The sequence below is a fragment of the Halomonas sp. GT genome, from assembly GCF_002082565.1.
In the GTDB taxonomy this organism is placed as follows: Bacteria; Pseudomonadota; Gammaproteobacteria; order Pseudomonadales; family Halomonadaceae; genus Vreelandella.
Map to the genome: position 1 here is coordinate 436,486 of NZ_CP020562.1, position 26,525 is coordinate 463,010.

General features: G+C 51.8%; 22 protein-coding genes and 1 tRNA gene. 14 read left to right on the forward strand and 9 right to left on the reverse strand.

All coding sequences use genetic code 11. The features are described 5' to 3' along the window. The first annotated feature begins 7 nt into the window (after positions 1-7). The 7 genes from B6A39_RS02070 (at position 8) to B6A39_RS02100 (ending at position 7,992) form a co-directional block, all read left to right on the forward strand. Positions 8-349, forward strand: coding sequence for a sarcosine oxidase subunit delta (locus B6A39_RS02070; protein WP_009724044.1), 342 nt, complete (start codon positions 8-10; stop codon positions 347-349). After that, complete coding sequence (locus B6A39_RS02075) at positions 346-3,396, forward strand: sarcosine oxidase subunit alpha family protein (protein ID WP_083000853.1); 3,051 nt, start codon at positions 346-348, stop codon at positions 3,394-3,396. Before B6A39_RS02070 ends, B6A39_RS02075 begins: the two co-directional genes overlap by 4 nt. Continuing rightward, on the forward strand, positions 3,389-4,024 hold the full coding sequence (locus B6A39_RS02080; protein WP_083000855.1) for a sarcosine oxidase subunit gamma: 636 nt from the start codon (positions 3,389-3,391) through the stop codon (positions 4,022-4,024). Before B6A39_RS02075 ends, B6A39_RS02080 begins: the two co-directional genes overlap by 8 nt. A gap of 62 nt (positions 4,025-4,086) precedes the next feature. Beyond that, complete coding sequence (gene purU, locus B6A39_RS02085; RefSeq protein ID WP_039869422.1) at positions 4,087-4,953, forward strand: formyltetrahydrofolate deformylase; 867 nt, start codon at positions 4,087-4,089, stop codon at positions 4,951-4,953. 280 nt (positions 4,954-5,233) lie between these two features. Further along, positions 5,234-6,616, forward strand: coding sequence for an L-serine ammonia-lyase (locus B6A39_RS02090; protein WP_083000857.1), 1,383 nt, complete (start codon positions 5,234-5,236; stop codon positions 6,614-6,616). 250 nt (positions 6,617-6,866) lie between these two features. Further along, positions 6,867-7,484 carry a rhodanese-like domain-containing protein gene (locus tag B6A39_RS02095; protein ID WP_083000859.1) on the forward strand — a complete coding sequence of 206 codons (618 nt, stop codon included), beginning with the start codon at positions 6,867-6,869 and terminating at the stop codon, positions 7,482-7,484. A gap of 52 nt (positions 7,485-7,536) precedes the next feature. Continuing rightward, a complete protein-coding gene (locus B6A39_RS02100) occupies positions 7,537-7,992 on the forward strand; it encodes a hypothetical protein (RefSeq protein WP_083000862.1) in 456 nt (151 codons plus the stop codon). Positions 7,993-8,085: 93 nt separating this feature from the next. Here the strand turns inward: B6A39_RS02100 and B6A39_RS02105 are convergent, their stop codons facing one another. The 5 genes from B6A39_RS02105 to B6A39_RS02125 all read right to left on the reverse strand — a co-directional run bounded on the left by B6A39_RS02105 (position 8,086) and on the right by B6A39_RS02125 (position 12,324). Beyond that, positions 8,086-9,186: an ATP-grasp domain-containing protein gene (locus tag B6A39_RS02105; RefSeq protein ID WP_083000864.1), complete on the reverse strand. Its 1,101-nt coding sequence runs from the start codon at positions 9,184-9,186 to the stop codon at positions 8,086-8,088. Between the two features lie 85 nt (positions 9,187-9,271). Continuing rightward, positions 9,272-10,552, reverse strand: a complete 1,281-nt coding sequence (locus B6A39_RS02110) for an alanine racemase (protein ID WP_083000865.1) — start codon at positions 10,550-10,552, stop codon at positions 9,272-9,274. Between the two features lie 5 nt (positions 10,553-10,557). After that, a complete protein-coding gene (locus B6A39_RS02115; protein WP_083000867.1) occupies positions 10,558-11,346 on the reverse strand; it encodes a phytanoyl-CoA dioxygenase family protein in 789 nt (262 codons plus the stop codon). A gap of 3 nt (positions 11,347-11,349) precedes the next feature. Next, a complete protein-coding gene (locus tag B6A39_RS02120) occupies positions 11,350-11,961 on the reverse strand; it encodes a GNAT family N-acetyltransferase (protein ID WP_156886188.1) in 612 nt (203 codons plus the stop codon). Positions 11,962-12,247: 286 nt separating this feature from the next. Further along, positions 12,248-12,324 (reverse strand) — tRNA-Met (locus B6A39_RS02125). Between the two features lie 276 nt (positions 12,325-12,600). On the opposite strand from B6A39_RS02125, the gene phbB reads away from it, so the two are divergent. Beyond that, on the forward strand, positions 12,601-13,347 hold the full coding sequence (gene phbB / locus B6A39_RS02130) for an acetoacetyl-CoA reductase (RefSeq protein WP_083000871.1): 747 nt from the start codon (positions 12,601-12,603) through the stop codon (positions 13,345-13,347). 128 nt (positions 13,348-13,475) lie between these two features. Here phbB and B6A39_RS02135 read toward each other — a convergent pair whose 3' ends face one another. Next, positions 13,476-16,283, reverse strand: a complete 2,808-nt coding sequence (locus B6A39_RS02135; RefSeq protein WP_083000873.1) for a DUF349 domain-containing protein — start codon at positions 16,281-16,283, stop codon at positions 13,476-13,478. A gap of 183 nt (positions 16,284-16,466) precedes the next feature. On the opposite strand from B6A39_RS02135, the gene minC reads away from it, so the two are divergent. From minC to sbcB, 4 genes are all read left to right on the forward strand, one after another. Next, entirely contained in the window at positions 16,467-17,216 is a 750-nt protein-coding gene (minC, locus tag B6A39_RS02140; protein WP_083000875.1) for a septum site-determining protein MinC, read from the forward strand. A 157-nt stretch (positions 17,217-17,373) separates the two neighbouring features. Continuing rightward, the gene (gene minD, locus B6A39_RS02145) at positions 17,374-18,192 is read left to right on the forward strand and encodes a septum site-determining protein MinD (RefSeq protein WP_009724070.1); all 819 of its coding nucleotides are present in this window, start codon (positions 17,374-17,376) and stop codon (positions 18,190-18,192) included. Continuing rightward, on the forward strand, positions 18,189-18,440 hold the full coding sequence (gene minE / locus B6A39_RS02150) for a cell division topological specificity factor MinE (RefSeq protein WP_009724071.1): 252 nt from the start codon (positions 18,189-18,191) through the stop codon (positions 18,438-18,440). The genes minD and minE overlap by 4 nt, the downstream gene beginning before the upstream one ends. A gap of 169 nt (positions 18,441-18,609) precedes the next feature. Then, positions 18,610-20,103, forward strand: coding sequence for an exodeoxyribonuclease I (gene sbcB, locus B6A39_RS02155; RefSeq protein WP_083000878.1), 1,494 nt, complete (start codon positions 18,610-18,612; stop codon positions 20,101-20,103). A gap of 59 nt (positions 20,104-20,162) precedes the next feature. Here the strand turns inward: sbcB and B6A39_RS02160 are convergent, their stop codons facing one another. After that, the gene (locus B6A39_RS02160; RefSeq protein WP_083000880.1) at positions 20,163-23,009 is read right to left on the reverse strand and encodes an insulinase family protein; all 2,847 of its coding nucleotides are present in this window, start codon (positions 23,007-23,009) and stop codon (positions 20,163-20,165) included. An 8-nt stretch (positions 23,010-23,017) separates the two neighbouring features. Beyond that, a complete protein-coding gene (locus B6A39_RS02165; RefSeq protein ID WP_083000882.1) occupies positions 23,018-23,695 on the reverse strand; it encodes an SOS response-associated peptidase in 678 nt (225 codons plus the stop codon). A gap of 188 nt (positions 23,696-23,883) precedes the next feature. Between B6A39_RS02165 and B6A39_RS02170 the strand changes: the two genes are divergently transcribed. Both B6A39_RS02170 and B6A39_RS02175 read left to right on the forward strand, forming a co-directional pair. Continuing rightward, positions 23,884-24,498 carry a TetR/AcrR family transcriptional regulator gene (locus B6A39_RS02170; RefSeq protein WP_038480958.1) on the forward strand — a complete coding sequence of 205 codons (615 nt, stop codon included), beginning with the start codon at positions 23,884-23,886 and terminating at the stop codon, positions 24,496-24,498. Between the two features lie 14 nt (positions 24,499-24,512). After that, positions 24,513-25,157, forward strand: a complete 645-nt coding sequence (locus tag B6A39_RS02175) for a 1-acyl-sn-glycerol-3-phosphate acyltransferase (RefSeq protein WP_442906317.1) — start codon at positions 24,513-24,515, stop codon at positions 25,155-25,157. Between the two features lie 20 nt (positions 25,158-25,177). Here B6A39_RS02175 and B6A39_RS02180 read toward each other — a convergent pair whose 3' ends face one another. Further along, the gene (locus B6A39_RS02180; RefSeq protein WP_083000887.1) at positions 25,178-26,455 is read right to left on the reverse strand and encodes an HlyC/CorC family transporter; all 1,278 of its coding nucleotides are present in this window, start codon (positions 26,453-26,455) and stop codon (positions 25,178-25,180) included. Positions 26,456-26,525 lie beyond the last annotated feature (70 nt).

Consider the following 26,525-nt stretch of genomic DNA (forward strand, 5'->3'; position numbering starts at 1 on the left):
ATCCGTCATGTTTTATATCTACTGCCCCTACTGCGGCGAGCACCGTGAGGAAGAGGAGTTTCACCCCAAAGGCCAAGCGCATATTGAGCGTCCCAAAGAGCCCGAGGCGTGTAGTGATGAAGAGTGGGGTAACTATCTTTTCTTCCGCAACAATCCCAGAGGTGTGCATCACGAAATGTGGGTGCATGCGGTGGGTTGCCGTAAGTTCTTCAACGTGACGCGCCACACGGTGAGCTACGAAATTCTCGAGACCTACAAAATAGGCGAGCAGCCGACGATTACCGCCGACAGCCAAAGGCAGCCTCGCGAGGCGGCAGCGGTAAGCCATCAAGAAGGAGTGCGGGCATGAGCCAGTCCAAGCAACAAGTGTTCCGCCTAAAGACAGGCGGCCGAATCGATCGCTCTCGCACGTTGAGCTTTACCTTTAACGGTCAGCGTTACCAAGGGCACTCTGGAGATACCCTGGCTTCGGCGCTGCTGGCTAACGGTGTGGATATCGTTAACCGCAGCTTTAAGTATTCCCGCCCCAGAGGCATCGTCGCCGCAGGCGCTGAAGAGCCCAATGCCATTGTTCAATTAGGCAGTACCGAAGCGGCACAGGTGCCCAATGTTCGTGCTACCCAGCAAGCGTTGTTTGATGGATTAGCCGCCTGTAGCACCAACGGTTGGCCTAATGTACAGCGCGACTTGATGGGCTTGATAGGCAAGTTAGGTGGGCAATTTATGCCACCGGGCTTCTACTACAAGACGTTTATGGCACCGGCGTCGATGTGGCTGACCTACGAAAAGTACATTCGTAAGGCGGCAGGCCTGGGCCGCAGCCCTATGGAAGCCGATCCAGATAGCTATGACCACCTTCATCAACACTGCGATGTGCTGGTCGTTGGCGCTGGCGCGGCTGGCTTGTCTGCAGCATTGGCTGCTGCCCGTGGCGGTGCGCGGGTGATCGTTGCGGATGAGCAAGAAGAGATGGGCGGCTCACTGTTGGGTAGCCGCGAAACGCTGGATGGCAAGTCGGCAGACCAGTGGGTTGCTCGAGTGCTTGAAGAGCTAGCCGGATGTGAGAATGTCACACTGCTGCCACGCACCACGGCTAACGGCTATCACGATCACAATTTTGTGACACTGCACGAGCGGCGTACTGAGCATCTGGGCGAAACGGCGCCTGTCGTCAATGGCCGCCGACCGGTACGTTCCCGTATGCATCGAGTTCGCGCTGGTCAGGTGATCCTAGCCACAGGCGCTCACGAGCGACCATTGGTGTATGCGGGAAATGACGTTCCAGGCAACCTATTGGCAAGCGCTGTTTCTACCTACATTCGACGCTATGGTGTCGTGCCAGGTCGCCAACTGGTGCTCTCCACCAGCAACGACGATGGCTATCGCGCCGCCTTAGACTGGAAGGAAGCAGGCTGCGAGGTGGTGGCGGTTGTTGATGCCCGCGAAGCGCCTGCAGGGGATTGGGTCGATGCCGCCCGCGCCCAAGGTATCAAGATCATCACCGGCAGTGCCGTTATCGAGGCGAAAGGCAGCAACCGAGTCACTGCCGCTCGGGTGGCCAAGATCGATATTGGTGCTTACCGAGTCAGTGGCCCAGTCCAGGAATTGGCCTGCGACACTATTGCTAGCTCAGGTGGCTATAGTCCGGTCATCCACTTGGCTTCCCATACCGGCGCGCGGCCTACTTGGCGTGACGATATCCTCGGCTTTGTGCCAGGGCTAGTGAAGGGCGTTCATGCCTGCGGTGGCGCTAATGGCACCTATGCGTTGGAAGACGTACTTGCCGAGGGTGTTGAGGCTGGCATTAAAGCAGCAGCAGCTACAGGCCACGCGGCTCAGCCGGTTAACCTGCCTAGCGTTGAACGCCTCCAGCAGGGGCCTGCGGTGGCACTTTTCCAGGTTCCCCATGAGAAGCCCACGCTGCGCGGGCCTAAGCAATTCGTCGATCTGCAGAATGACGTCACCGCAGCGGGCATCGAACTGGCTACCCGGGAAGGCTTTGAGTCTATCGAGCATATTAAGCGCTATACCGCGATGGGTTTCGGAACGGATCAGGGCAAGCTGGGCAATATTAATGGTATGGCCATTGCAGCTCGCTGCCTGAATCGCTCCATTCCTGAGGTGGGCACCACGGTATTTCGGCCAAATTATACGCCGGTGACCTTTGGCGCTATCGTCGGTCGTCACTGCCGTGATCTGTTCGATCCCGAGCGCTACACCGCTCTTCATCAGTGGCACGTTGAGCGCGGCGCCGAGTTTGAGGATGTCGGTCAGTGGAAGCGTCCCTGGTACTACCCACAGAAGGTGAATGGCAAGACCGAGACCATGCACGAAGCGGTAGCCCGGGAATGTTTAGCGGTGCGCGAGAAAGTGGGTATTCTCGATGCTTCTACGCTTGGCAAGATTGACATTCAAGGGCCGGATGCGCGTGAATTCCTGGCGCGTATCTATACCAACAAGTGGGAGAAGCTGGCGGTTGGTAAGTGCCGCTACGGCTTGATGTGTAAAGATGATGGCATGGTCACCGATGACGGTGTGACCAGCTGTCTTGCTGAAAATCACTTTTTGATGACCACCACCACCGGTGGCGCAGCAGCGATATTGGAATGGTTGGAGTTATGGCATCAGACCGAGTGGCCAGAACTGGATGTCTACTTCTCTTCAGTGACTGACCACTGGGCCACCATGACGATCACTGGCCCCGAAGCGCGCAAGCTGCTGGCTGAGATGACGGATATCGATCTCGACCGCGATAGCTTTAAGTTTATGGAGTGGCGTGCGGGGAAAGTGGCCGGGGTGCCTGCGCGTGTCTATCGAATCTCTTTTACCGGTGAGTTGACCTTTGAGATTAACGTTCAAGCCAACTACGCCATGCACGTGTGGCAGACACTGTTCAAGCATGGCGAGAAGTATGGCTTAACGCCCTATGGCACAGAGACCATGCACGTCCTGCGCGCTGAAAAAGGCTTTATTATCGTTGGCCAGGAAACCGACGGCTCGGTGACGCCGGAAGACCTGGGCATGCAGTGGTGCGTAGGTTACGACAAGCCTTTCTCATGGATTGGTAAGCGAGCCCTGACACGAACGGATACCAAGCGCGAAAACCGCAAGCAGCTAGTGGGTCTCAAACCGAAGGATCCAACGGTGGTGCTGGAGGAGGGAGCCCAGATTGTGTTTGATCCTAAGCATGCGATCCCGATGCCCATGGTGGGGCATGTGACCTCAAGCTACTACAGCCCAATTCTGGACTCTGGATTTGCTTTAGCGGTGGTGAAAGGCGGCCTCAAGAAAATGGGCGAAACCGTCTATCTGCCCATGGCAGACGGCCAAGTTCACGAAGCCGAAATCGTCAGCACCATTTTTTATGATCCCAAGGGAGAGCGCCAAAATGTCTAATGCGGCCACTTTCGATACCCGTACCGATACCGCTATCCCGGTAGAGTCTCCGTTAGCCTTTAGCTACCGTCATAGCGGCGCTCCTCGTGCTGGTAGTTCAAGTCGGGTTCAGCTACGCGAGCGGGCAATGCTTGGGCATCTGATCTTACGAGGCGGTGCCATCGTTCTCGACGAAGCGGTGCGCGACGTGCTGGGGATTAGCTTGCCTGGTAAGCCCCAGGCGCTGGTGCAGGATGCCAGCGGCGAACGTTCTATTCAGTGGCTTTCCCCTGACGAGTGGCTGGTAATTGTGCCTGGCGGTGAGGAGTTCCCGCTAGAGACGCAGTTGCGGGAGCGTTTGGGGGATTCCCATTACGCCATCAGCGATGTCAGCGGTGGGCAGACGGTGTTAGAGATTACCGGAGAGGCGGCCCGCGAGCTGTTGATGAAAGCGGTGATCTACGACGTTCATCCCCGCCATTTTCCCGTGGGCAAAGGCGTTACTACCGTTTTCGCCAAGGCCACGACCATCCTTCGTCGGCCCAGTGAGGAGCGTTGGGAGTTAGTCGTGCGGCGCAGTTTTGCCGACTACTGCTACCGCTGGCTACTGGATGCAGCAGCAGAGTATGGCGTGAACGTAGAACAATAAGCAGGCAGGCCGAAACGCTGTTTCGGCCGCTATCTTCTGCCGCTAACAGAGATACATGCATTATGAGCCGAATGAGTGATACCTGGATACTTGCCGCCCAATGCCAAAGCCTTTTGGGAACGGTGGACGTCGTCACGCGCTTTTTAAAAGAGCAGCAGTGCTATATCACTGAACTTAACTCTTTCGATGATCGGCTTGGTGGGCGCTTTTTTATTCGCGCTGAGTTTCGACCAGAGCGAGATGAGTTCCATGAAGAGCGCTTTCACGCTGATTTTGCAGCGCGAGCAAGCGAATTCGACATGCAGTTTGAGCTGACGCCTCCCGGAAAGCGAACGGGAACTGTGATCCTCGTATCGAAAGCTGATCACTGCTTAAATGATCTTCTCTATCGTTATCGCACTGGGCAACTGCCCATTGATATTAAGGCAGTGATTTCAAACCACCCTGACTTGGAGTCGTTGGCGACATGGCACGGCTTGCCATATCACTACCTACCCATCAGCCCTGAGACTAAGTTGGAGCAAGAAGCGCAGGTGCGCAAAATCATTGCGGATACTGACGCTGAGCTGGTGGTACTGGCAAGGTATATGCAGGTACTTTCCCCCTCAATGTGTGAACTATTAGCCGGACGAGCCATCAACATTCATCACTCTCTCCTACCCGGTTTTAAAGGCGCTAAGCCTTATCATCAGGCGTACGAAAAAGGGGTCAAGCTGGTGGGTGCAACGGCGCATTATATTAATAATGACCTTGATGAAGGGCCAATTATTGCTCAAGGGGTCGAGCCCGTCGACCATGCTCATTACCCTGAGGATCTGGTTGCTAAAGGGCGTGATATTGAGTGTCTCACCCTGGCTAGGGCGATTAGCTACCACTTAGAACGTCGTGTGTTCTTTTATTCAGGCCGCACGGTGGTTTTTGGTAACTAATGTTTTTTAACTGATTCTGCTGTTAATAAACGCAAATAGTTTGAGTGCGTTTTTATAGTTGGGTTGCTGTCGCTGCTAAGCTTTTGCCAGAGCGATATGTAACCCCTTGTTATGCGTGAAAAGTTATGCGTGAGAAGTCGTGATTAAAAGTATTATTTATAAATATAAAAATATCTTCAATAAAAGATAGATTGGTTTTGTTTGTTATCACATAAATAACTTATTGAAATTTTCAGGCGTCGCCTGATTTTCCCCTGTTTATACGTCAAGAGGTGCTCCAATGCCTATCAGTGTTTTCGACCTTTTTAAGATTGGAGTAGGCCCCTCCAGTTCCCATACCGTCGGGCCCATGCAGGCCGCTTTTAAGTATGTTACATCACTACGCGAAGCCGACCTTCTTGATGAAGTGGCCCATCTAGACGTTCATCTTTATGGCTCACTTTCAGCGACGGGTGTAGGGCACGCAACGGATCACGCGATTATTATGGGGCTGATGGGCGAGCGCCCAGACACGATTGACCCTTTGATTATTGGGCCATCTATTGCGTCGCTTAAAGAGAGTCAGTTATTAGAACTTGGACGCCAAAAAACAATCATTTTTGATTGGAATCGCGATATTTATTTCCATGAAGAGAGTCTGCCTCACCATCCTAATGCCATGCGGCTTGCCGCTTTTACATCTCAAGGCCAATTACTGCATGAAAATATCTACTACTCGGTAGGGGGCGGTTTTGTTGTTGAACAAGCCCAGGTGGATTTGCCATTAGAGGATTTGGACGGGGCAACAATTCCCTACAACTTCGATACTGCCGAAGAACTGCTGGCATTATGTAAAAAAGAGCAGCTGAGTATCAGCCGCCTGATGCTAGAAAATGAGAAAGTGTGGCGGACGGAAGACGAGGTTAGAAATGAGCTATGGCGAATCTGGCAAGTCATGTGTGAATGCATCGACAATGGATTAACCCATGAAGGGATATTGCCGGGTGGGTTAAACGTAAAACGTAGAGCTAAGCTGCTTCACCAGCGGCTTTTAGCGGCTGAACAGAATGATTGCCTAATCGCATCGACGTTTTCAGCAATGGAGTGGGTGAATATTTTTGCCCTCGCGGTTAATGAAGAGAATGCCGCAGGAGGGCGGATGGTCACGGCGCCCACCAACGGTGCTGCGGGCATTATTCCTGCCGTCTTGCACTATTACATGAAATTTCAGCCCAACGCCTGCGAGAAAAACGTCGTGGATTTTCTACTAGCGGCAGGCGCCATTGGCATTCTCTGTAAGAAGAATGCCTCAATATCAGGGGCGGAAGTGGGCTGCCAAGGGGAAGTTGGGTCGGCATGTGCAATGGCGGCAGCTGGCTTAGCTGATGTCATGGGAGGAACGCCCGAACAAGTAGAGCATGCGGCAGAAATCGGCTTGGAACACAATTTAGGATTAACCTGCGACCCAGTGGGAGGGCTGGTTCAGATCCCCTGTATTGAACGCAACGCCATTGCCACCGTAAAAGCCATTAATGCAGCGCAAATGGCGTTGCACGGTGATGGCACTCACTTTATATCGTTGGATAAGGTCATTCGTACTATGCGCGATACGGGGAGAGATATGCTTGATAAATATAAGGAAACATCTAAAGGGGGATTGGCCGTTAATGCTATTGAATGTTAATCGCTATTGTATCCGGCAGGCCAGTTAAACCATCAGTCGTTTGGGGGCGTTGTTTTAACGCCACTGAATGCTTAAAAGTGAACTGCTTCGTTTAGGCACAACGAAGGCTGTTAGCGATGTTGTCTTGCATTGTTACGTCAAGGCTAGCTAACAGCCTCCTACTTCTGGCTAGTGACAAAGCGCCGCAGGTAGTTCTGCATCTTTCCAGCTATATTAAGTCCATAGAGTTATTTCTTTAGAGGATTTTGTTATGTCTGGAGTTGCAAGCTATTTTGCTGAGCTTCCATACCGTAATTCTGCCCTTGCCGCCTTGATGGCACTGAGCATGAGTGTCATCACCATCGCTCAGGCTGAAGATACGCCCTCTTATCGAGAAACGCAGTTGGGCTTGTATGTGACCGCTCGCGAAGCCTATGACCTGCTACAGCAAGAAGACGATGCATTGTTGATTGATGTGCGTGATCCCGTCGAAATTAAATTCACCGGTTTTGCAGAACCCACTGATATCCATGTGCCATGGGTACTAACGGACACGACTCAGTTCGATGCTGATAGCAAAACATGGCCAACGGTTCGTAACGCCAATTTTGCCGAACAAATCCGTGCCGCGCTCGAAGCGCATCAAGCAAATGACGATACTCCGATCATCGTAATGTGCCGCTCTGGAGCAACCCGCAGCGCACCCGCTGCAGATCTGATCGCAGAGATGGGATTTTCGCAGGTGTATTCGGTTAGCGATGGCTTTGAAGGGGGCACGCTTGCTGAAGGTGACTCAAAAGGTGTGAGGGCGCGTGATGGGTGGCGTAATTCGGGATTGCCCTGGAGTTATGACGTTAATCCTGACACCGCTTGGTATGAGTCGAAGTAGCGCAGAAAAGCATTTAAAGCAACGAATCGCACAGATTGATAAGGAGATAACGATGCATAAAACATTAGTAATGGCCGGTGTGTTGGCCTTAGTACCGATGGTGGCTAGCGCAGATAATCACGATGCAGAAAGCGATAAAGCGTTAATGATTCTGACCAGCGACGCAGTACAGACGCAATCAATGGCAATGATATTAGGCAATGCGATGCGTCAGCAGGGCACGGATCTACATATCTTGCTGTGTGATGCCGCGGGTGATCTTGCGGTAGATGGCTATGAAAGTGAAGCCGCGGTCAATACTCCGCCTAGTAACCCAGCAGGTCAGGTCAAACCTGAAGGTATGTTGAAAATGTTGATGGGTGAGGGCGTCAGTGTCGATGTGTGTGCCATCTACTTACCTAACACCGATTACACCCAAGAAGATCTACTTGATGGCGTTGGTGTTGCGGCGCCAGGACCAATGGCAGAGATGATGCGCGACCCGGCCATTGCGGTATTCAGTTTCTAAAACGTTAGTGCCATGCTGGCAGTATCAAGCCGCTACTTTTTAGTAGCGGCTTTTTATACTCAGTAGAATGGCTGGATGAGAATTGTCGCCCCACTAACGAAATGCCATCGCGGTTAAGACGAAGCCGTTAATAGTGATATTACAGGATGATGTTACGTTCGATGAGTCCTCTATAATATGGGTTGCTGATCGGTCAAGGCTAACAATGCGCTCGCATTTACTGGACATAACATTGTGACGGATAGCATCCCAATGGGGAGGAGGCGCCTTCCCCCCTGCCCAGGCGATGAGTGCCGACGGCACATCTGCTCCTGCTGCTGCAGAAAAAGGATATCCGCCACCGAAGCGCGGGTTGAGCTCTAGTAAATAGGGCTTCCCAGCGTCTAGAAATACATCGCAGTCAAGGTTGCCGACATGCTTCAATGTTTCTCCTAAGCAGCGTCCGAGGGCGACAAGTTCGGGGCGGCTCTCTGTCACTGCTTGATCTGTCTCACCGGAACGCATGCCTAGTTTGCGCTTGACGAAGGTCGCCTGATATCTGCCTTGTAAGTCATTGACCACATCAATGCCATACTCTTGGCCTTTCAGAGCACTTTGGATAAGTAACCCATCTTTTTTGTCAGCATATTGTTGAAGTGAATGGCGGGGTAAGCGCCGAAGACCCTGATGCCAGGCCCATCTTAATTCGTCTATGTCATAGACGCATTCAACCCCTAGCGATGCTGAGCCCCAGCGTGGTTTTACAAATAGGGGAAAGCATAATTCACCTTGCTCAATAGCCTTAAAGGCGGTGTCAAAATGTAAGTAGCTGGTAGGAGTGGCAATGCCAAGTTCTCTGGCGAAATCTGCAGTGGCCAGCTTGTCAGCAGCCAGCGCGATAATCTCTGGCGATGACACAGCCACTTGGGTGCCTATACGCATAAAGCACTGTTTAGCTCTAGCAAGTATAGAAAGCTCATTGTCATTAAGAGCAATAAGCAATCCAACTTTATGCTCTTTGCAGAGTGTCAGTAGGCTAGAGATATAGTTGGGTGACTCTACGCGAGGGACAAGAAACGCCGCATCTGCTTCCATCATCGCCGGGGCATTCTCGTTGCTATCGGCTGCAAATACACGGCCACTGCCAGACAACGCATCACGGAAATAGTGAAGCAGGTAGTTTCGACGACCAGCACAGGTGAAGAGAATATTCATTGTTTCACTCCTTATGCAGCGAAAAATGGTGAGAGTGATGCGGCTTCGAGCTGGCTGGCTTTTTCGAAAGCTCAATACGCTTTTTTTACACACTTATAAAGGGATCAGGACTGAGAGAGCCTGCTGAGTGAGCCTCACCAGGGTGCACCTCATTGTGGCGTGTGCAATAGCTGCCAAGCATGCTGGAGAAATCGTCGGCTCGTTTGAGCATGCGCCCCTGGCAATTGAGCACGGCTGGAGCTGGCGTAATAAAGGGAGGGGTATAATTTAATGAGTAAGCACCGCGATTTTCGAATACGATGTAATCGCCTACCTCTAGATGACCTTTGAAGTCCTCACCAATAACGTCGTGCTCCATACAGGTATGGCCCACAAGGCGATAAGTATTTTTTTTGCTGTTATGGTTAGTGCTCGCAGTTACCGCATACAGCATCGGCTGACTATCTGAATGAGTTGGGTTAGTGCTGTTAATGCTGGTATCGATAAGTGCTTGATGAATATCGTGCCGTTTTCTTATCTCTATGACCTCGGCCACCAGGCAGTGTGTGTCGGCTACCATTGAGATACCAGGCTCTACAATGAGCTGCATAGTGGGGCTTGGTGCATAACGCTTGAAAGCTAACCCAATCGCATCGGCAAAATCTGCAGTGCTTGGCACCTCAAACGGGAACTGCGATTTCAGTTGATCTGGCATGGCACCAAGCAGGCCGCCACCGATGTTCAGAGTTTCGATGGTATATTCAGGTGCTAAATGTGAGGCCAGTTCACCAAGTAAGCGAATACGCTCTGTATGCGCCGTTACACCGCGCGCCCGATCACTTACATGGCAGTGCAGCCCCACTACCTTTAGATTTGGTATGAGCTTCAACCGGTTCAGAGCACTCTCAAGCTCTCCTGATTCGACCTGAAACCCGAAACGGCTAGCGGGCAGCGAGGCAAAATTGACCCTTAGCCCAATAACCACTTCATTGAATTCACTTGCAAGCCGCTCTAATAACGCAATTTCACGGAAAGAGTCGACATTGATCGTTGAGCCGCTATGCAAGGCTTTGCGTAAATCATCTTCGAGTTTAATAGGACCATTGAATATCAATTGAGTCGCGGGCAAATGACGGAGAGCAATGTTGAACTCGAAACGGGATACGACCTCTGCCATGCCGCCCATCTCGTTGATCAGCTCGCAGATACGTGGCATATAATTGGCCTTGAGTGCGTAGGCCACTTGGGTATTGGAATGATAATGTCGAAGCCGTTCACGAAGCTGTGAATAATTTTCGATGAAGCGGTTCTCGTCAAATAAATAAAATGTTCCACCTGCCAGGTGTGAGAGGTTGTGTAATGTCTGATGATTGAGAACCATGTGCATGAATGTTACCCCTGGTTGGCGTTATACAGCCGTTGTTCCAGCGGCCTGTACCATTCATCAAGACTGACAGGCACCCTGGCGTTATAACCCAGCACCTGTCGCGTTAATGGCGAAAGTGTCGCACCGTATTCGTCACCTAACATCCGGGCGTAGTCCATGTGCGGCTTTACCCAGGCTCGGCTATAACCAACCGTCAAAGCGACACGTGCTCTGTCGCCAGAAATTAAGGCACCTTGATGCCAAAGCAGTGAATTAAAGAGCAGAACAGAGCCTGCGGGAGCCACAATTCTTTCATGGTGCTTCTCAAATTCTTCTTGGTCAGGTTGTTGGTCACTTGTATGAGAACCTGACAGAACTAGGGTGCCATTATCTTTTGTAAAGTCGTCACACATCACCAGCATGTTTAACTTGAGTGGATAACCAGGGATGAAGGTTCTAACGTCTCGGTGCAGCTTGTGGACATAGGTTTTCAGCGCGGGGAAACCGCCTATCGGCGTCAATGAGTGGCAGATATACGGCTGCTCATCGAAATAGTGCGAGATGTAAGGATGAAAAAGATGCATATCGATGTAACGGTCAATGCTGTCATTCGCACCTAGGCAATGGTGGGCGGTACCATCACCATGAGCATTAACGCCATTTCTAACCTGCATGTTTTGGCAAATATCTATCCACTTTAAACAGTCACTGCGTAACTCGTGTATGAAATGCTCATCAAGCACAGATGGGAAGACGACCCAGCCCTTTTCCCTGATGAGGAGCCCGAACTCGTCAACGCTAATTCTTTCTTGCATGGTTTATGTCTCCATCACTTTAGAGCGTGGTAATTCCGAGCCGCTTTCAGAGCAAATCGGTAGCTCCATTAGCAACATATGTTCTCTGCGAGCGCAGGAGCGAAAGCCTTGGCGGTAGTAAAAGCGAAGGGCGTCAGCATTATTCTTGTGTACCCATAGCTTCAAGCGAGAACAGTTATATTGACGTGACTGCGCAGTAACACCGTTAATTAGAGAAGCAGCCAAGCCACTGCCACGAACTTCCGGAGCTAAGATGAATAAAGTGATAAAAGCATCTGGGGTGGCAGGGTCTTTGCAATAATAAGCCACGAACCCCAGGCATTTATCTAACGTGTGAAGGCATAAAAAATCAGCGTTTACCAAAATTTTGTCGATATATTCCTCGACATTATCTACGTGGAGCAACCGCCCAGCCTGTCGGTGCTGTTCTTCCCAAATAAGCGATCGAATCCCATCTTGCCAATTCGTTAGGTTGCGCATAATGTCCCCCCACACACGTTGCTCATCGCCTATAAGAAAGAGACTTAGGCAATGTTGAGCATCGCATAACATCTTTTGGTAACGTTTCGTTACATTTAATAAAGAATATTCATTGATGCAGGATACTTTTACCACCTGTATTTTCTGGTCTTAGTAAAGTTAGAAATGTCATACTCTTTTCAGCTATTCCATGGAGAATCCCAGGATGTAGGGCTCTGGGACAGCTAGGTGATGGATCTTCGGTGGGGCTTTTAATGACGGGGAAATAGAATAGAAGTGACGTTAGCGGGTGGTATAAGTTGCCTGAAAGCAAAAAAAGAGTTTTTTGGCAGGGAGTAGCCAATATGCCGCAGGAAGTTAGCCGGCAAACAAGCACAAAAAAAGGCAGATCAGTTAATAACTGATCTGCCTTTCAAAATATTGGTAGCGGGGACCGGATTTGAACCGATGACCTTCGGGTTATGAGCCCGACGAGCTACCAGACTGCTCCACCCCGCATCAACGTGTGGCGTATTCTACGCATTTTTAGTGCGAAGTCAACCCCCTGCATAAAACGCTTATATTGCTAGTCGCGACCTTCATCGTGCTGCAACATTGGAAGAGTAAAGCTATGCTTCCAATAGGGATAACAAAAAGCTTACTGTCAGTATGTCGTCCAACTATTAATACGACATGCTGTAAATGCTGAGGCGCTTCGGCGCTTATTTAGAATGGCTTGCGACATCATGATAATGCTTAGCGTCCAAGCCATTTGTCATATCAGGGAGGTAGTCAATGGCCAATCAAGCCCCCGTCGCCTGGGTAACTGGTGGAACTGGTGGAATCGGAACGTCAATTTGTCATTCATTGGCGGATGCGGGTTATTTGGTAGTCGCGGGATATCATAATCCTGAGAAAGCCAAAGCCTGGCTGGAAACTCAGCAAGCCGCTGGTTATGACAACATCGCATTATCGGGTGTTGATCTTTCCGACCACAATGCCTGCCTAGAAGGTGCTCGCGAAATCCAAGAAAAATATGGGCCTATTAGCGTGTTAGTTAACTGCGCTGGCATCACTCGCGATGGCACCATGAAGAAAATGTCCTATGAGCAGTGGTATCAAGTGATCGATACCAACCTTAATAGCGTCTTCAACACGTGCCGCAGCGTTATTGAAATGATGCTGGAGCAGGGCTACGGTCGCATCATCAATATTTCTTCTATCAACGGTCGTAAAGGCCAGTTTGGTCAAGTGAACTATGCGGCTGCTAAAGCAGGTATGCATGGGTTGACCATGTCGCTGGCACAAGAAACGGCAACAAAAGGCATTACGGTAAATACTGTGTCGCCTGGCTACATTGCCACCGATATGATCATGAAAATTCCTGAGCAGGTGCGTGAAGCCATTCGCGAAACCATTCCAGTGAAGCGTTACGGTACACCGGAGGAGATCGGTCGTTTGGTAACGTTCCTGGCAGATAAAGAGTCAGGCTTTATTACTGGTGCCAATATTGATATTAACGGCGGGCAGTTTATGGGCTAAACGCCCAACGCGATAAACTGCTTTATTCAATGACGGTATACAGTAAAGCGTAAACGGGAGGCTATTCGCCTCCCGTTGCTAGTGGTGGGGTGTGAGAAGTACTTGTGTAACGTACTTATATAAAGGGCTTAAGGGTGAGGCACTCGCGCTAGGCGACTAAAAAGGTTGTCAAACTCTTCTGCTTCCTTATGCCATAGTTGGCTAGGCATGGGGCCAAGTGCCATGAGCGCTGCTAATATGCCGATAATTTCATCTGGTCGGCTACGCTCGTTATTGATCCCTTCATTTAGCCGTTCTACTTGAATTGCCAACCGGAGAGGTTCATCACGCTGCTTGACGCTACCTAACGCTAACAAAGACAAATGCACTCTTAGACGAGCCAGCCCATCTTCTAGCTCAGCAAGTTTTTCGGCTGAGAGGGGAGCAGAGGTGGTCAGCCGCGCATGATTGCGTTGCTGATGCGCCTCCATAAAAATAGCAGGTAGCCCATCACTCAATATTTCATTCGCATCAAGTGCTTGCGGCTCTTCGCCTGCTAATGCTTGTTGGTCTGCGGCGATATGCGCATTCACCAGCGGTAAGGCGCTGTGCCATTGTTGCACTGTATGAGCAATTTCCAGGCGGCTTAAGCGCTCGCGTTTAGCTCTTACAATGCCGCTAAGGCGTTTCTGCATGCCGTCACTTCGCCGATTACGCGGCAGAGGCTCTAATTGGCTAATGCTTTCTAAATAAGACGCAAGGGTGACGGACTCTTTGGCTTGTGTCGGTTGCCAGCTATCCATTTCGTCAATCAATGTTTGCAGTTGATCGAGTGTTTGTTGCTGGCGTGTCGCCTGCTCATGCTTGTGAGCGTCACGCTGAGCAAAAAGCTGATCGCAGGTATGGCGGAAGGCTTTCCATAGGGCTTGTTCTTCGCCTTTTGGGGCGCGGCCCAGCGAGCGCCACTGCTGCTGTAGCTGCTTTGTACGTGCGATACGGGTAGCTAAGGGTGACTCGTGGTCATCCTGTAAGCTTTTTGCTTGTTCGATAAGCATGCGCTTTTGGTTAGCGATCCGTTCTGCGCGCTGGTCTATGAGCGCTTGAAGGCGATGACGGATAGCTCCAAAACGACGGCCAACGGTTTCTGACTGATCCCGAGGAACCGGAGAGTAGTGGCGCCACTGGTGGCGGGCTTTATCTCGGATCTCGCGCAATACATCGGGGTCGGCATCCTCTGCTGGCTGATCAAGTAACGTTTCAAGTTGTTCGCAGAGTGCTTCACGGCCTTTTAGGTTGGCGTCACGCTCTTGATTGAGCTGTTCTCGCCAGGGAGCCAAACGCTCGTGAATGCGATCAGAAGCTGCACGAAAGCGAGCCGACTGTTCGCGATTAGCAGCGGCATCGCCGAGCGATTTCCACTCTTTTACCAGCTGGCGATGATGGCGATCTAGCGCAACGTCTGCCATGTGTTGATCGTCAGCCAGCGCTTCGATGCTAGCGCAGAGTTGCTCGCGTTTAGGGCCAGCCACAAAGCCGCGCCAATCGCGTAGTTCTGCTAATCGTGCGCCAAGCTGTTTCACGCGTGCTTTTAGTGGCTTGGCTTCTTCCCCCGCCAGTTCGTCGACAGAGGGCTTGAGGCGTTGAAAGAGGCGGCTGGCACTTTTAAAGGCACCACGCTCTAACAAGTGCTCAAAGTTATCCACGTCGGCGCTAAGCGCATTAAGTGACGCGGTAGGGGTGGGTTTGGTAGAAACGTCAGCTTCTTTTAGCGCCTGTGCGTGTTTAAGTAGCTCAGGAGGCGTTATGTGCTTAGGCCAAGCGCACTGCTTAACGTACCTGGCAATGGCCACGTTATCTTGGTTGGCAATGGCCGTTTCTATACCTGCACTGATGGCTTGCCAGCGCTGCCATGCTTCCATGCATGCTTCATAGCGTTTAAGTGCTTGGCTATAGCGTTGTTGAGTGCTCTCACCAGGCGGGTGTTGGTCTGACAGGGATTGCCAGCGCTGACCTAGTAGTTGGCGCTGTGCCCGGAGGCTATCGATATCCTGAACTGTTAGCTGCTCTGCATGTGAAAGGCCTTCTAACGTTTCCTCAAGGCCTTCAAGCAGTTGATCGCGAGTTCGTTCAATCTCTTCGCGATGAGCAATGCTCTGCTGACGCGCTTGTTCTTGCGTTTCATGATGATGCAGTGTTTTCCGGCAGCTAAGCGCTGCCTGATGAAAACGCTGCTCTTGCGTTACGCTGGGCGGGTGGGAGAGGCTTTGCCACTCACGTTCCAAGTGACGGAAACGACCACCATACAGCGGCTCCCAGGGAGCCCTGGCGTGCTGTTCTAACTGTTTGAGTAAATGCTCACGCTGGGCTTGCTGGTCCGCTAGCCACTCAGCATCATTGCGCAGTTGGGTGAGCTTTTCTCGCGCCAGACGAATAACCTGACGATCACGGCGCGCTTCTTTTAATAGTTTTTTGAGGCTCTCTTCACTTTCAATTCGTTGAGCCGCTTGATGGCGCACCGCTGCCACACCGTTATGGCAGGCTTGCTGAACGAGGTCGTTTTCATCGGTTAGTTGCTCTAGCGCAGAGAGCCGCAGGTTAAGATTGTCGCCCTGAAGCGCAATGGCGTTGAGCAGCCGAGGCTCAGATAGTTCTGCCACGATAGCCTGCCGTTTTTGCAGGTCGGTATGGCCCTGTGCGCCACATAAGCGCTGGCAAGCCGCATTAAACCAAGCCTCGTCTTGACGATGCTCTGGAAGCGCATTGACAAGCCCTGCTAAGTCATCAAGGGCCAGTAGAGCAGCAAGCTGGATGTTACTTTCGTTATCTTGTGCTAATTGCTTTAGCGCTTGTTGCTGTTCTGGTTGTTGAGGGTCAAGCTGGTCGAGTGCCTTAAGACGCACCTCGGGATCAGGGTGCTGCCACCGAGGAGCGAACAGGCGTCTTAACAGTCCGTGCATGGATCATCCTGCAGAGAGGTGCGTAGCGTGAAAAAAAATCAACTACCGATGACAGATAGTTGCAGTCATCGGCGCTGTCGCTTAGCTTTGCTGTAGGCGCTGTGATGATTAATACTTCTTCACAACACCCAGCGCGAGATTGCGCTACCTTTATCTTACCTGAACATGACATGGAGTTCGGCCATGAGCCTCAACGCCAATAGTGCCGACATTGCCTTCACCTTTAAAGGTGGCATGCTGCCAATGACCGTCATGGAATTGAGCAGTGCTGACCCTGAACATATACGAAGTCAGCTAGCTGGCAAGTTGTCGCAATCCCCCGCGTTCTTTCAGCATACACCGGTTGTGCTGAGCGTGGAAAAACTCGATGAACCTCACTTGGCGCTTGAGCGCATTTGCGCGGTATGTCGCGATCATAAATTACTACCGGTAGCCGTGCGTGGCGGCGCTGAACCAGTACGTCAATCCGCCTGGGCATTAGGGCTAGGTTGGTTTGCCCCTGTTGAAGAAGGGCGGTCGAAGCTATTAGAGAGCGTTGGCGCTACCGCTACCTCGGATGACGCCATAGAAGAGGCAGAATCTGCTGATCAGGAAGTGGTTGCGGTAGCAACACGCTTATTTCGCGGTACGGTGCGCTCTGGCCAGCAGGTGAGTGCATCAGAAGGCGATCTAGTAGTGATTGGGGCAGTCAATGCGGGCGCTGAAGTCCTGGCAGCTGGTAGTATCCACGTCTATGGTGCGCTTCGCGGACGTGCCTTGGCGGGTATTCATGGCAATACCCAGGCGGGTATTTACTGTCGAGAGTTAGAGGCAGAGCTTCTTTCTGTGGCAGGTAATTACAAACGGTTAGAAGATATCGATTCACAGCTGCTTGGCCGCGCCACAGAGGTGCATTTCGCTAAAGAGCAGCTGGAGATTAAGCCGCTGGGTTAATTCAAACGCATGAGCGTGTGTTGGTGCTTAATGCCTAGCGACGTCGCAAGCGCTATACGTTACAGTGTGTCATGTTGTTGACATTGATGTTCCCGTTATGTGCAGTGCGACCCTTTAAACGTGCTCGCGATGAACGACTTCAAGAAGGAAGTAACTCTTGGCCAAAATTATTGTAGTGACCTCCGGTAAAGGGGGGGTTGGTAAGACCACTAGCGCTGCCGCTATTTCAACAGGACTTGCCCTGCGCGGTAAAAAAACAGTCGTCATTGATTTCGATGTTGGTCTACGTAACCTCGACTTGATCATGGGCTGTGAGCGCCGCGTTGTTTATGACTTGGTAAACGTTATCCAAGGAGAAGCAGGGCTTAATCAGGCGCTGATTCGCGATAAACGCGTTGAAAACTTATTTATTCTTCCAGCCTCTCAAACGCGTGATAAAGATGCACTTACGCAGGAAGGCGTAGAGCGAATACTCGAGCAGCTCAAACAAGATTTTGATTTTATCTTGTGTGACTCCCCCGCAGGTATTGAGAGGGGGGCTCAACTTGCCATGTACTTCGCTGACGAGGCGATTGTTGTCACGAATCCTGAAGTTTCCTCAGTGCGTGACTCTGACCGCATTTTGGGGCTACTTGGTTCCAAGACGCGTCGCGCTGAACAAAGCCTGGATCCCGTTAAAGAGCATTTGCTGATTACGCGCTATAACCCTTCTCGCGTAACGTCTGGGGATATGCTGACCCTGGATGACATTCGTGAAATCTTGTCTATTGATCTGCTTGGCTTAATCCCTGAATCCGAAGCGGTATTGCGTGCATCGAACCAGGGTGTTCCCGTTACTCACGATGCGGCGAGTGATGCAGGTCAGGCGTATTCAGATACTGTATCGCGCCTGTTAGGTGAAGATATGCCTCTGCGCTTTCATGAAGTACAGCGTAAGGGATTGTTGAACCGTATGTTCGGGGGTGGTCGGCGATGAAATTGCTGGAGTTCTTGAAGCGTGAGCGCAAGAAATCCGCCTCGGTGGCTAAGGAGCGTTTGCAAATTATCGTGGCGCATCAGCGCGGCCAGCGCGGTCAGCCAGATTATATGCCGTTGCTCGAGCGCGAACTGTTGGAAGTCATTCGTCGTTATGTACAGGTCGATGATGATGCCATTCAAATTTCGCTTGATAGCGAAGACAATTGCTCAGTGTTGGAGCTAAACGTTACGCTGCCGAAAAGCTGACGTCTCCACACTCACACTGAAGCAGCATGGCCATTCGTTAAGCATGGCTATTCGCTAAGAGGGGCGGCGAGAGGCGTTGCGGTTATGCTAGGCTTGGGCTTTTGTACCCACCTCGGCAAGTGGATTGTTAGCTTGTGAGTGGGAAGCTACGCTCAAGGAGATTTCATCAATGGCGCCACCTAATGCTGCCCCTGTCAGTTTTCTCTGGCATGACTATGAGACATTTGGTGCTGATCCGCGTCGTGATCGGCCCGCTCAGTTTGCCGCATTACGCACTGACGCCGAGCTTAACGAAATCGGTGAGCCGATAGAGCTTTACTGCAAACCTGCCGATGACTACCTGCCGCACCCAGCTGCTTGCTTGATTACGGGCATTACACCGCAAAAAGCGCAGCGGAAAGGCTTGCCTGAGGGGGAGTTTGCCCGCCAAGTTCAAGGCTTTATGAGTGAGCCAGGTACCTGCGTGGTGGGCTATAACAGCCTTCGCTTTGATGATGAAATCTCCCGCCACTTGTTTTATCGCAACCTGCTTGACCCCTATTCCCGTGAATGGCAAAACGGCAATTCTCGTTGGGACTTGATTGATGTTGTGCGCGCGTTTTACGCCTTGCGCCCCGACGGTATTGAGTGGCCGCAACGAGAAGATGGTGCGCCTAGCTTCAAACTTGAACACTTAACGGCTGCCAATGGCATTACCCATGAAGGCGCTCATGATGCAGTGGCTGATGTGCGTGCCACCATTGCGCTGGCTCGGTTGTTAAAAGCCCGAAACCCAAAATTATTCGACTATTTATTGGGCATGCGTGGCAAGCGTGCAGTGGCTAAGCAGTTAGATTTGCCCAGCGCTAAACCGCTTTTGCATATCTCTCGTCGTTACCCTGCCAGCCGTGGCTGTAGTGCATTAGTCATGCCACTGGCTGAGCATCCGACGAATCCTAATGGCGTTATTGTCTACGATTTAAGCGTTGATCCTAGTGATCTGCTGGCCATGAGCGCTGAGCAAATCCGAGAGCGTGTCTTCGTCAGTCAGCAGGATCTTTCTGAGGGAGAAGTGCGTATACCGCTGAAAGTGATCCATATTAATCGCTGCCCGGTCATCTTTCCGGCGACGGCATTAAAAGATGTGGTTGGCCCGCGTAAAGGCGAATATGGCACGATTGTTGAGCGGTTAACGATTGATATTGATGCCTGTCGCGGCCATTGGAAAACGTTGCGAGAGGCTAGCGGCGTGTCGCAAAAAGTAGCCGAGGTGTTTAACGCTGCCCACGAAGACGTGCCTCAAGACCCTGACTTAATGCTCTATTCTGGCAGCTTTTTCTCTGCGGCTGATCGCCAGCAAATGGAGCGTGCATTGGCAATGGACCCCTGGGATTTAGTTGGCCAGCGCTTTGCCTTTCAAGATCCTCGCCTGGAAGAAATGTTGTTTCGCTACCGTGCGCGTAGTTATCCAGACACGCTTGAGGGCGAAGAGCGGGAGCAGTGGGACGCGTTTCGCTGGATGCGCATTAATGATCCGGCCTTGTCGGGTTTTACGCTGAAAGCATTTGCGCGAGAAATAGAGCGTTATAACCAGCAGACCCTATCGGATCGCGAGCGCCAAGTGTTAGAAGAGTTGGTGATGTACGTTGAGTCGATGATGCCAGCTCAGGCGTTTGATGCCTGAGCTGGTGGGTTTAGCTAAATCAGTACTTAGTTAAGCTAATTCGTTTCGCAAATTAGCACTTAGCGTGCGTCGGTAAACGGCACGCGTGCTTCTCGGTAAGGGGCGATATCACTTGGTGAGTCGCCAGGGTTGTAGCGAATATCTAACTGGTGTGATTGAAGAGTAGGCCACAGTGCCTGCAGTTCTTGTACGCTAACATCCAGCGCTAGTTTGGCGAGTTGTTCACGGCGATCAAAGTGCACGTCCTCCAGTGCGGTGGCTTGCCAGTAGCGGTTTGCCATCCCCTGTAGGCTTGTGTCTCGTTGGGTCAAACGAGAATGAACGGCTTGACGATGCGGTGCTAACGCTTCCTCGGTTAACGTATTCAGGCGCTCGCCTGCTGTCGCCATAAAAGCGTCCATGCGCTCGGCGATCATGCCGCTTTCAACATCCGGCGATTGAACCACCAAGGCAATTCCGGGCGCTTCTAGCAGCGGTGAGTAACCCGCATTAACGATGTAACCAAGCTGCTCCTCGGTACGTAGTTGCTGATAAAAGGGCGTATCCAACCATTGAGCCAATACACTGAGGCGCGCCTGCTCTTCAGTGGATTTATCGCGACCCTGTAAATAACGCAGCACAAGAGACTCTTCGCGGGTACTGTGTGGGTGAAGTACCTCAGGCTGATTGCTCACCTGTAGCGCTTCAAGCGCAGGAATATCCTCACGAGTGAGACGCGGTGATAACGCTCCGCGTATTACATTGGCCTGTTCACGAGCCAGCTCTTTATCTAAATTGCCAACGGCCATTGCGTCGATGTAAAGCGCGTCTAAAAACCGCTTGCGGAAGTTTTCTAAGTGGTGGCGCTCTAACCGCTGGCTGGCGTCAAATAACTCAGCCGTTGACCATTGGGGTGTCAGAAGCGCTTCGCCCAGTGCACGGCTTGCCTGGCCATAAAGCGATGCTTGAGGGGCATTGCGCCACTCGCGCTGGAATTGATACCGCACACGTTCAAAAGCGCTAGGGGAAATGTCGGCGTGCTTAAGCTGCTCAATCGCCTGCTCTATCAGTGGCGTTTGTCCATCGCGCCAGCCTGAAAATGATAGCGTCATACCACGCCCGTGAGCATAGGCGCTGAACGATTGGCCAGCCAGCCAGGCCGGATATAACGACTCGTTTAGGCTGTCATTTAGCCATCCCGCTAAGAGGCGGGTGAGTACCGCTTCTTCAGGCGAATAGCTGGCGCTAGGATGCTGGAGGCTTACCCGCCACTCAACGCTTGGCGTATTAAAACGGCTGTCTTGCATGTGCCATGCGGTAAACGAGGGCTCATCAACCAACACCTCGGGGCGCTCATCTTGCCCCGCTTTGAGAGTGAGGTCACTGGCGATAAAAGGGTTGGGTTCAGGTAACGCTAGGCCACCTAGTGCTTGCCCCAGCTGAGTGGGTGGTTGCTCTTTCCACTGGGTGTTAAACCAGGGTGAGGCGGTGTCGCTTTCTACGTCTGGTGCGGAGTAGAAGCGCAGCATGTTATCTGGGGTTAGTGCGTCGAGATACAGTTGCTGACGCTCGCTATCCATACCATCCATCCGGTAAGGCGCATACTGCACATCATCCACCGGATAACGAGAAAGGCTCATGGCTAAGCGGGTGGCTTCCTGCTGCGGTGCGCCATGTTGCTGAAAACGGAACGCCTGTTCATTCAGGTTTTTTTGTTCCTCGTAGCGCCACTCAGCTAACCCTTCCTCGCGCATTAGCTCAATGGCAGCAAATAGAGTGGCCTCAATATCGTCCAGCCGCTCTGCTCCGGCTGGCGTTAAGCTAATCGAGATGGTAAACAGCGCCTCATTGCCGTCTCCTCGGCCTACGCCGGCTGAAAGTGCATCCGCAAGACCCGCTTTGCGTAGCGCTGCCAGCAAGCTACCGTCGCCTTCATCGCCAATCAGGTGAGAAATGAGCTGAGTCGGCTTTGTGCGGTAGTCGTCGGTGGGGTCAGGAATCGGAAAGTAGAAGCGTAGCTGACGGCGATCCTGTAATGACTGACGTTCGATGTAGCGAGGCAGCGTATCTGGATCGATCAGCGGCGTGTCAATGGTTGGAACGCTTAGATCATTATCAGGAAGATTTGCAAAGCGTTCGACAACTAATGCTTCAAGGGCATCAAGTGATTGGGGGGCAACAATGGCCAAGTTCATTACGTTGGCATCATAGTAGCGATGATAAAAATCAATCACTCGATCGCGAAGACTCGCTTCTCCCTCGGGCGGGTTCGCAAGGGTGTCACGGCTGCCTACGGCAAAGCCCGTCGTGGGATTGCCTGGGTTTAGTAGCTGATTCAACACATCGTTTTCACGGCGGGATTCATCACGAATGCGTGCCATGTACTCAGAGTGAACAATATTCCGCTCACTTTCTAAGTGGTCGGCGTTAAACAACGGAGAAAGGAAGAATTCGCTAAAGCGGTCTAACGCGCCTGGCAAAGCCGAAGGCTCAATATCAAAAAAATAGTTGGTGTCTTGTTGGGCGGTAAACGCGTTGTGGGAGCCTGCATTATCAGAAATATAGCGCTGATAGGCATCCGACTGAGGGTACGGTTCAGTGCCTAAAAACAGCATATGCTCTAAAAAGTGGGCGAGCCCCTGCAGGTCGTCAGGGTCTTGAGCGCTACCTACACGAACATTCATTGAGGCGGCGGCTTTATCGGCCTCTGGGTCGCTAACAAGCAGCGCTTGAAGGCCGTTTTCTAGCGTCAGTACGCGGTAATCGCGGTCGTCAAATGGGCTGACGATAGGCGTGGTGGCGTCCTTTACAGGGGTGTCTTGAGCGAAGGCGAAAAAAGGAGTGCACCAAGCGACGCCAATCACGACGCCGATGACGGCCTGCCGTGCAGCGTAACGGTTAGGCAGAGGTTCATTAGATCGTAACATTACGGTTCCTATGGCACAGCCCAGCGCAGCATCGGCCCCACTGGGTGGGCGCAGGACGATGACTGATAGGCAGGATTGTTAACATGCTTTGATACCGGAAAAGCGCCCAACAGTTCCAATGGCGCAGGCATTAATAGCGTATTGAGTGCTTCAAGGTCGGTCGTCGGGTCCAGCCAGCGCGTTAACGCTTCTGGAGGGATGACAACAGGTAATCGGTCAGTAAGTGAGGAAAGGCAGGCGTTGGCAGGTACGCTGATCAGCGCCGTCGAGTCAGTAAATGCGGTGAGCGTTGTGTGGTAACGGCACCATAAAGCACCCAGTAACAGTGGCCCTCGGTTAACGTGGGTAACGAGATAGGGTTGCTTGCTGTGTGCTTGTATCTTCCAGATGTAAAACCCACTGACTGGAATGACACAGCGGCGAGCACTAAACGCCTCGTTAAACATGGCGCGCTGATTAAGCGTTTCTGCTCTAGCGCAATGGGGCGCGTGATCAAGTACCTTCAGCCAAGGAGGCGTTAGTCCCCAAAATAATGGCTGAAGCCGCAAGCGTCCCTGTTCAAGGCGTATTGCCGATACAGGCTGTCTGGGCGCTAAGTTAGGCGATTCGATAAGAGGTTCAGAATCAGTCAGCGAGGGCACAAGGCGTGATAGCGTGAGGCGCTGCACGTGAAGGCGTCCCGTCATGCCTGTCTCCTTATGCGAAATGGGGGGTAGTGAGCGTGCAAAATGGCGGGGTAACGCAACAATAGGTTAAATGTCGTGTTTTAGTGTCGAAAACAGTGTTCGATGTAAGGTATCCTAGCGTATCCCTTGCTCACGCTAAAGCGCGATGAGGCATTCTTCCTGTTTGCCGTTGACCTTAAGAGATCGCCATGGCCCGTCCTAGACAGCATGCGCCCGATGCCCTCCACGCGCAGGTCATGCACGCTTGTGATGAGTGGTTGGCTAAGCAGCCAGTCCATGGTTTGTCACTGCGTGCCCTGGCCAGAGAAGTGGGCTGCGCGCCAAGTACGCTGCTTAAATTATATGGCAGCTTTAATAACTTATTGCAGCACGTCAATGTCGAAACGTTGGCACGCTTACAGCATACCATTACTAGCCTGGCAGAAGATGATCCTGAGCCATGGCTGCGCTCGCTAGCGCTCGCTTATTGGCGCTTCGCTGAGCAAGGCTGCTACCGCTGGCAGTTGCTATTTGATTACCCACTGGCCCAAGAAGGCGAGCTGGATCAGCGCCAGAGCGATCTTATTGAAGCGCTGTTTACTCAGGTGGAAACGTCGTTGAAACGGTATCAGCCAGCATTGGATGATCTTGAAGCACGACGTCTTGGTCGCACTCTTTGGGGGAGCGTACACGGCTTGGTACAGCTTGGATTAAATGAGCGCCTAGGCTATTGGCAAGGTCAGCAGTTGAAGGTGGATGAACTGCTGGATCAGCTAATGAGTACGGTGCTGGCTGGCCTGCGTCACCGGGAGGCGGCGACGTGACGTGGTGGTTGAAAATGGTTCGCTGCTCGCTGCGTCGCGTCATCTATGTCGTTATGCGTATGTGTTATCGGTTCTCTGTACACGGCCAAGAGAACGTACCTAAGCGTGGCGCTGCCCTGGTCGTCTGTAACCACGTCAGTTTTATGGATGCGTTGGTGTTAGGCGGCGGTAGCCCCAGGCCACTGCGGTTTGTGATGGACCAGCCTATTTTTGAATCTCGTTGGCTTAAGTGGTGGTTCCAGCTAGTGGGCGCGATTCCGATTGAATCAGAGCGGCATAGTCCTGGTGCACTGCGTCGAACGCTGGATGAGGTGAGTCACGCGCTTCGCGAAGGTGATGTCGTAATGGTGTTTCCTGAAGGGCGTATCACCCCAGATGGCGATATCCACGCTTTTAGGCGCGGGCTCGAAACCATTCTTGCCCGCGATAATGTGCCCGTCATTCCAGCTGGCCTAGCAGGGCTGTGGGGGTCTTGGACATCACACTACGGCGGCAAGGCACTTAAAAAATGGCCGTCACGTTTTCGTGCGCCGGTCAGCTTACACTTCGGGCCGCCGGTATTGGTTCATGAGGTAGAGGATATTGCCTTGCGCCGCTATTTAGAGGCTCGTGTGAGGGCGCTGAAGGCAGCGGGTGATAGCGAAATCACCCGCCGTTAGATTGATTAGACGGTCAGTCGCTACGTTCGGCGTGCAAGGCGAAGTTTTTGCCAGCAACGTGCCGAGGTGATCAGGTTGTCACGGATTTCTAAAATTTCCATCCGCGTATTACCAATCTGCAAGCAAGCAGGCCCTTCCGGAAACGCCTCTAAGTGCTCGAGGATTAAGCCATTCAGGGTCTTGGGGCCGTCAGTGGGCAATTGCCAGCCCAGCATTTTGTTAATTTCACGAATATTGGCAGTGCCCTCAATGACATGGCTGCCATCATCTTGCTGATGAATTTCTTCATCTTCCGAGACGTCGGTGGTGAACTCCCCGACAATCTCCTCAAGAATATCTTCTAAGGTTACCAAGCCTTCTACGTCGCCGTACTCATCCACCACAATACCAATGCGCCGCTTCTGCTTTTGGAAGTTCAGCAGCTGTGTATGTAGTGGTGTGGACTCGGGAATGAAATATGGCTCCCGTGCTTCTTGAACAATCGCTGCTTTGGTGACTTCGCTACGCGATAAAAAGCGCGCTGCATTGCGTAGATGCAACATGCCAATAATATTGTTGATATCGCCTTTATAGACCGGTAAGCGGGTATGTTGACTGGTGCGAATCTGGGTCAGAATATCTTCTAACGTGTCGTCAAGATCGATGCCAAGAACTTCGTGTCGCGGCACCATGATGTCGTTAACCGTGACATTCTCAAGATCAAGGATCGACAGCAGCATAGCGCGGTGTCGGTAGGGAATTAGCGTGCCTGCTTCGTGAACGACAGTGCGCAGTTCATCGCGGGTTAAGCTGTCGCCACCGTTCTCAACACTTTTAACGCCCATTAGGCGTAATAGGCCATTTGAGATGACGTTGACTAGCCATACCAATGGGTAAAGTAGTTTGAGCAGTGGCTCGAGCCCCAAAGAAGTAGGGTAAGCGATCCGCTCAGGCTTGATGGCTGCGTAGGTTTTCGGTGTGACTTCGGCAAAAATAAGGATTGTAATCGTCAGTAGCGCCGTTGAAATAGCTGGGCCAGAGACGTCACCAAAGAAGTGAATGGCAATGATGGTAGCAATCGAGGCGGCTAAGTTATTGACGAAGTTATTGCCAATTAAAATAACGCCAATCAGTCTATCAGGGCGCGTTAATAAACGCATGACACGCTTTGCGCGGCGATCACCGCTGTTAGCTTGATGGCTTAGTCGATAGCGGTTTATCGACATCATGCCTGTTTCAGAGCTGGAGAAAAAGGCAGACAGCAATATCAAAATGGCTAGCAGGCCGAACAGTAACCCCAGGGGGAAGTCGTCGCTCAAGTCGAAAGTTCCTTTATGGCGTATTAGGCTCGATTTTTAGAAGTATGGAAGTGGCCTGTCAAGGCCACTG

Excerpts from the sequence above, each read along its gene's own strand:
- B6A39_RS02080 (WP_083000855.1), top strand. The coding sequence starts at position 3,389 with ATGTCTAATGCGGCCACTTTCGATACCCGTACCGATACCGCTATCCCG.
- B6A39_RS02075 (WP_083000853.1), top strand. The coding sequence starts at position 346 with ATGAGCCAGTCCAAGCAACAAGTGTTCCGCCTAAAGACAGGCGGCCGA.
- B6A39_RS02115 (WP_083000867.1), bottom strand. The coding sequence starts at position 11,346 with ATGCAAGAAAGAATTAGCGTTGACGAGTTCGGGCTCCTCATCAGGGAA.
- minE (WP_009724071.1), top strand. The coding sequence starts at position 18,189 with ATGAAATTGCTGGAGTTCTTGAAGCGTGAGCGCAAGAAATCCGCCTCG.
- purU (WP_039869422.1), top strand. The coding sequence starts at position 4,087 with ATGAGCCGAATGAGTGATACCTGGATACTTGCCGCCCAATGCCAAAGC.
- B6A39_RS02160 (WP_083000880.1), bottom strand. The coding sequence starts at position 23,009 with ATGTTACGATCTAATGAACCTCTGCCTAACCGTTACGCTGCACGGCAG.
- B6A39_RS02090 (WP_083000857.1), top strand. The coding sequence starts at position 5,234 with ATGCCTATCAGTGTTTTCGACCTTTTTAAGATTGGAGTAGGCCCCTCC.
- B6A39_RS02070 (WP_009724044.1), top strand. The coding sequence starts at position 8 with ATGTTTTATATCTACTGCCCCTACTGCGGCGAGCACCGTGAGGAAGAG.
- B6A39_RS02175 (WP_442906317.1), top strand. The coding sequence starts at position 24,513 with ATGGTTCGCTGCTCGCTGCGTCGCGTCATCTATGTCGTTATGCGTATG.
- B6A39_RS02165 (WP_083000882.1), bottom strand. The coding sequence starts at position 23,695 with ATGACGGGACGCCTTCACGTGCAGCGCCTCACGCTATCACGCCTTGTG.
- minC (WP_083000875.1), top strand. The coding sequence starts at position 16,467 with ATGAGCCTCAACGCCAATAGTGCCGACATTGCCTTCACCTTTAAAGGT.
- B6A39_RS02105 (WP_083000864.1), bottom strand. The coding sequence starts at position 9,186 with ATGAATATTCTCTTCACCTGTGCTGGTCGTCGAAACTACCTGCTTCAC.
- B6A39_RS02095 (WP_083000859.1), top strand. The coding sequence starts at position 6,867 with ATGTCTGGAGTTGCAAGCTATTTTGCTGAGCTTCCATACCGTAATTCT.
- phbB (WP_083000871.1), top strand. The coding sequence starts at position 12,601 with ATGGCCAATCAAGCCCCCGTCGCCTGGGTAACTGGTGGAACTGGTGGA.
- B6A39_RS02110 (WP_083000865.1), bottom strand. The coding sequence starts at position 10,552 with ATGCACATGGTTCTCAATCATCAGACATTACACAACCTCTCACACCTG.
- sbcB (WP_083000878.1), top strand. The coding sequence starts at position 18,610 with ATGGCGCCACCTAATGCTGCCCCTGTCAGTTTTCTCTGGCATGACTAT.
- B6A39_RS02100 (WP_083000862.1), top strand. The coding sequence starts at position 7,537 with ATGCATAAAACATTAGTAATGGCCGGTGTGTTGGCCTTAGTACCGATG.
- B6A39_RS02170 (WP_038480958.1), top strand. The coding sequence starts at position 23,884 with ATGGCCCGTCCTAGACAGCATGCGCCCGATGCCCTCCACGCGCAGGTC.
- B6A39_RS02135 (WP_083000873.1), bottom strand. The coding sequence starts at position 16,283 with ATGCACGGACTGTTAAGACGCCTGTTCGCTCCTCGGTGGCAGCACCCT.